The sequence below is a fragment of the Oenococcus kitaharae genome (genome assembly GCF_025758695.1).
Taxonomy (GTDB): domain Bacteria; phylum Bacillota; class Bacilli; order Lactobacillales; family Lactobacillaceae; genus Oenococcus; species Oenococcus kitaharae_A.
Genome location: NZ_JANJQP010000006.1, coordinates 1 through 5,463, shown reverse-complemented (window position 1 = coordinate 5,463; position 5,463 = coordinate 1). Strand labels below are relative to the sequence as shown.

Below are 5,463 nucleotides of genomic sequence, written 5' to 3'. Positions count from 1 at the left end.
TTGACTCGCTGAGAAGCGGGTTTTTTATTTTTTTGAAAAATTCCCTTGACCTTCGCGTGCAGGGGTTGTAAGATATTTAAGTCAGCTCGGGAGCGAGCGTTTGGCTGCTTGAAACGATCAAGATTGATTGAAAAAAAGCTTGACATTCGTTTGATTCTCTGGCATGATATAAAAGTTGCTTTTGCAAGTGACGCAGCACTTTGAAAACTGAACAGAACAAAGACAAACAAATTGTGTAGGGTTTTGTTCTTACTATGTAAGAACAAACAAAATTAATTAATTTGCGAAGTCAATTCGTAAGTAACAACAATAAATTATTTAACGTTTGGTAAAACAAACAGTCAGTAATTCATGTGAACGCTAAGTTCAAACTTTTAAAATGAGAGTTTGATCCTGGCTCAGGATGAACGCTGGCGGCGTGCCTAATACATGCAAGTCGTACGCTAGCCGTTAACCTGATCTCTTCGGAGTGACGGCTGACAATGACTAGAGTGGCGAACGGGTGAGTAACACGTAAGAAACCTGCCCTTTAGTGGGGGATAACATTTGGAAACAGATGCTAATACCGCGTAACAACTTTGAACTCATGTTCTTAGTTTAAAAGGTCCTTTTGGATCGCTAAAGGATGGTCTTGCGGCGTATTAGCTAGTTGGTAGGGTAATGGCCTACCAAGGCCATGATGCGTAGCCGAGTTGAGAGACTGGCCGGCCACATTGGGACTGAGACACTGCCCAAACTCCTACGGGAGGCTGCAGTAGGGAATTTTCCGCAATGCACGAAAGTGTGACGGAGCGACGCCGCGTGTGTGATGAAGGCTTTCGGGTCGTAAAGCACTGTTGTAAGGGAAGAATGACCGGATTCAGAGAAAGTTTCCGGCTTGACGGTACCTTACCAGAAAGGGATGGCTAAATACGTGCCAGCAGCCGCGGTAATACGTATGTCCCGAGCGTTATCCGGATTTATTGGGCGTAAAGCGAGCGCAGACGGTTGATTAAGTCTGATGTGAAATCCCGGAGCCTAACTCCGGAACTGCATTGGAAACTGGTTTACTTGAGTGCGATAGAGGCAAGTGGAACTCCATGTGTAGCGGTGAAATGCGTAGATATGTGGAAGAACACCAGTGGCGAAGGCGGCTTGCTAGATCGTAACTGACGTTGAGGCTCGAAAGTATGGGTAGCAAACGGGATTAGATACCCCGGTAGTCCATACCGTAAACGATGGGTGCTAGTTGTTAAGAGGTTTCCGCCTCCTAGTGACGTAGCTAACGCATTAAGCACCCCGCCTGAGGAGTACGGCCGCAAGGCTAAAACTTAAAGGAATTGACGGGGACCCGCACAAGCGGTGGAGCATGTGGTTTAATTCGAAGATACGCGAAAAACCTTACCAGGCCTTGACATACCAATGACCGCTTTTGTAATGAAAGCTTTTCTTCGGAACATTGGATACAGGTGGTGCATGGTCGTCGTCAGCTCGTGTCGTGAGATGTTGGGTTAAGTCCCGCAACGAGCGCAACCCTTGTTATTAGTTGCCAGCATTCAGTTGGGCACTCTAATGAGACTGCCGGTGATAAACCGGAGGAAGGTGGGGACGACGTCAGATCATCATGCCCCTTATGGCCTGGGCAACACACGTGCTACAATGGGAAGTACAACGAGTTGCGAACCGGTGACGGCAAGCTAATCTCTTAAAACTTCTCTCAGTTCGGACTGGAGTCTGCAACTCGACTCCACGAAGGCGGAATCGCTAGTAATCGCGAATCAGCATGTCGCGGTGAATACGTTCCCGGGTCTTGTACACACCGCCCGTCAAATCATGGGAGTCGGAAGTACCCAAAGTCGCTTGGCTAACTTTTAGAGGCCGGTGCCTAAGGTAAGATCGATGACTGGGATTAAGTCGTAACAAGGTAGCCGTAGGAGAACCTGCGGCTGGATCACCTCCTTTCTAAGGATAATCGGAAACTACACTGATTTAGATATCAGATTTATTTGTTTGAGTTCTGTTCGGTTTTCAGAGCGCCGCCCTGAAACTAAGCAACTGGGGAATTAGCTCAGCTGGGAGAGCACCTGCTTTGCAAGCAGGGGGTCATCGGTTCGAACCCGATATTCTCCATTGGCGGCTTTGGCCGTCAATTGTACATTGATAACTGAATAGTAATTTAATTTCTTGTTAATTAAAATCCTCGTGTCTATCGACATCGACACGAGGTAAATTGAACCGAGAAATTCACTTCGATAAAAATGTCATTTTTAAAATGACCGCTAATAAAATCTGGAGACAGATCTCATAATTTTTATTGGTTAATCGCGAATCGAAAGATTCCAGGTTAAGTTAATAAGGGCGCATGGTGGATACCTTGGCACTAGAAGGCGATGAAGGACGTGACTAACTACGATATGCCTCGGTTAGCTGTAAGTAAGCTTACCCGAGGATTTCCGAATGGGGCAACCCGGTCTTAATGATCATCATTTAACTGAATTCATAGGTTATTTGAGGCAAAACGCTGTGAACTGAAACATCTCATTAGCAGCAGGAAAATAAAGAAATTTCGATTCCGTTAGTAGCGGCGAGCGAACGCGGAAGAGCCCAAACCTGGATGCTTGCATCCAGGGGTTGTAGGACTGATGTTGAGTTACAAAGGCTGCAGATAGCCGAAGCAGTTGGGAAACTGCACCATAGCAGGTGATAGTCCTGTAGGCGAAATCTGTAGCTCTCTAATCAGGATCCTGAGTACGGCCCAGCACGTGAAATTGGGTCGGAATCTGGGAGGACCATCTCCCAAGGCTAAATACTAACTAGTGACCGATAGTGGACAAGTACCGTGAGGGAAAGGTGAAAAGAACCCCGGAAGGGGAGTGAAATAGTTCTTGAAACCGTGTGCTTACAAGAAGTTCGAGGCCGTTAATGGCTGAGAGCGTGCTTTTTGTAGAATGAACCGGAGAGTTACGATTGCGTGCAAGGTTAAGGTGCAAAGACCGGAGCCGTAGCGAAAGCGAGTCTGAATAGGGCGAATCAGTACGTAGTTGTAGACCCGAAACCGAGTGACCTATCCATGGTCAGGTTGAAGGTGGGGTAATACCTACTGGAGGACCGAACGAGTGGGTGTTAAAAAACCCTTCGATGAACTGTGGATAGCGGTGAAATTCCAATCGAACTCGGAGATAGCTGGTTCTATCCGAAATACATTTAGGTGTAGCCTTGCAATGAGCTTACTGGAGGTAGAGCACTATTTGGTCTAGGGGCCCTTCAAGGGTTACCAAAATCAGATAAACTCCGAATGCCAGATAAGTATGTGCAGGAGTCAGACGGTGAGTGATAAGATCCATCGTCAAAAGGGGAACAGCCCAGATCACCAGTTAAGGTCCCTAAATATATGCTAAGTGGAAAACGTTGTGAAGGTGCATAGACAACTAGGAGGTTGGCTCAGAAGCAGCCACCCTTTAAAGAGTGCGTAATAGCTCACTAGTCGAGTGCTCTTGCGCGGATAATGTACCGGGGCTAAGCATATTACCGAAACTGTGGATGCGTAAGCATGGTAGGATAGCGTAGTTAAGGCGATGAAGCATGATCGTGAGGACATGTGGAGCGTTAACTAGTGAGAATTCCGGTATGAGTAGCGAAAGATAGGTGAGAATCCTATCCACCGAATGAGTAAGGTTTCCCCCGGAAGGCTCGTCCGCGGGGGGTTAGTCGGGACCTAAGGCGAGGCTGAAAAGCGTAGTCGATGGCCAACAGGTTGATATTCCTGTACCAATATTGAATTGCCGAAGGAAGGACGCAGAAGGATAACACAGGCCACGATTGGATTGTGGTTTTAAGCGGTTAGTCTGTATGAGAGTCAAATGCTTTTGTACTGAGGATAAGCTGTGAAGGTACCAAGTTTACTTGGAAATTGTGTGAGTTCACGCTGCTGAAAAAAGTTTCGTAGGAAGAAAATATTGCCCGTACCGCAAACCGACACAGGTACTCGAGTGGAGAACACTAAGGTGAGCGAGTGAACTATTGTTAAGGAACTCTGCAAAATGAGTCCGTAACTTCGGAAGAAGGACTGCTGATTTTATATCAGCCGCAGCGAATAGGCCCAAACAACTGTTTATCAAAAACACAGGTTTCTGCAAAATCGTAAGATGAAGTATAGGGGCTGACACCTGCCCAGTGCTGGAAGGTTAAAAGGAGGACTTAGCTTTGGCGAAGGTCTGAATTGAAGCCCCAGTGAACGGCGGCCGTAACTATAACGGTCCTAAGGTAGCGAAATTCCTTGTCGGGTAAGTTCCGACCCGCATGAAAGGTGTAATGATTTGGGCGCTGTCTCAACAATAGACTCGGTGAAATTTAAATTCCAGTGAAGATGCTGGGTACCCGCGACAGGACGGAAAGACCCCGTGGAGCTTTACTGTAGCTTGATATTGAATGTTTGTGCTGCATGTGCAGGATAGGTAGGAGACTTTGACGTCGGAACGCTAGTTTCGATTGAGTCACCCTTGAGATACTACCCTTGTTGTATGAACGTTCTAACTCTGATCAGTTATCCTGATCGAAGACAGTGTCTGGCAGGCAGTTTGACTGGGGCGGTCGCCTCCTAAAAGATAACGGAGGCGCTCAAAGGTTTGCTCAGAATGGTTGGAAATCATTCGTAGCGTGTAAAGGCATAAGCAAGCTTGACTGTGAGACTGACAAGTCGAGCAGGTACGAAAGTAGGACTTAGTGATCCGGTGGTTCCGTATGGAAGGGCCATCGCTCAACGGACAAAAGCTACCCCGGGGATAACAGGCTCATCTCCCCCAAGAGTCCACATCGACGGGGAGGTTTGGCACCTCGATGTCGGCTCATCGCATCCTGGGGCTGTAGTCGGTCCCAAGGGTTGGGCTGTTCGCCCATTAAAGCGGTACGCGAGCTGGGTTCAGAACGTCGTGAGACAGTTCGGTCCCTATCCGTCGTGGGCGCAGGAAATTTGAGAGGATCTGTCCTTAGTACGAGAGGACCGGGATGGACATACCTCTGGTGTACCAGTTGTTCTGCCAAGAGCACTGCTGGGTAGCTACGTATGGATTAGATAATCGCTGAAAGCATCTAAGTGAGAAACTAACCTCGAGATGAGATTTCCCATTCTTTGAAGTAAGACCCCTGAGAGACGATCAGGTAGATAGGCTAGAAGTGGAAGTGCAGCGATGTACGGAGCGGACTAGTACTAATAGGTCGAGGACTTAACCAAGTAAGTGGTTTGGTTCAATTGCTTTTTTAACAGAGATAAATTACTATTCGGTTATCAGTGCGCAAGTACTGAGTGTCGTGTTGATTCCGGCAAGGCCACACCTGTTCCCATTCCGAACACAGTCGTTAAGCTTGCCAGGGCCCAAAGTAGTTACAGGAACGCCTGTTGCAAGATTAGGTCGATGCGATGCCAAGGCACCCGAAAGGGTGTTTTTTTGTGCCTGCTTTTATTTTTCCGCGGCTCCTTGTCAGCAA

The 5,463-nt window shown here is 47.5% G+C and carries 1 tRNA gene and 3 rRNA genes; all 4 read left to right on the top strand.

Annotated features, from left to right (window positions below):
* Nucleotides 1–375: 375 nt before the first annotated feature.
* The 4 genes from NRF22_RS08850 (at nucleotide 376) to rrf (ending at nucleotide 5,399) form a co-directional block, all read left to right on the top strand.
* Nucleotides 376–1,941: ribosomal RNA gene (locus tag NRF22_RS08850) — 16S ribosomal RNA — on the top strand.
* A 95-nt stretch (nucleotides 1,942–2,036) separates the two neighbouring features.
* Nucleotides 2,037–2,109 (top strand) — tRNA-Ala (locus tag NRF22_RS08845).
* A 212-nt stretch (nucleotides 2,110–2,321) separates the two neighbouring features.
* Nucleotides 2,322–5,209: ribosomal RNA gene (locus NRF22_RS08840) — 23S ribosomal RNA — on the top strand.
* 73 nt (nucleotides 5,210–5,282) lie between these two features.
* Nucleotides 5,283–5,399 (top strand): 5S ribosomal RNA (gene rrf, locus NRF22_RS08835).
* Together the 16S, 23S and 5S rRNA genes with 1 tRNA gene alongside form the textbook arrangement of a ribosomal RNA operon.
* Nucleotides 5,400–5,463 lie beyond the last annotated feature (64 nt).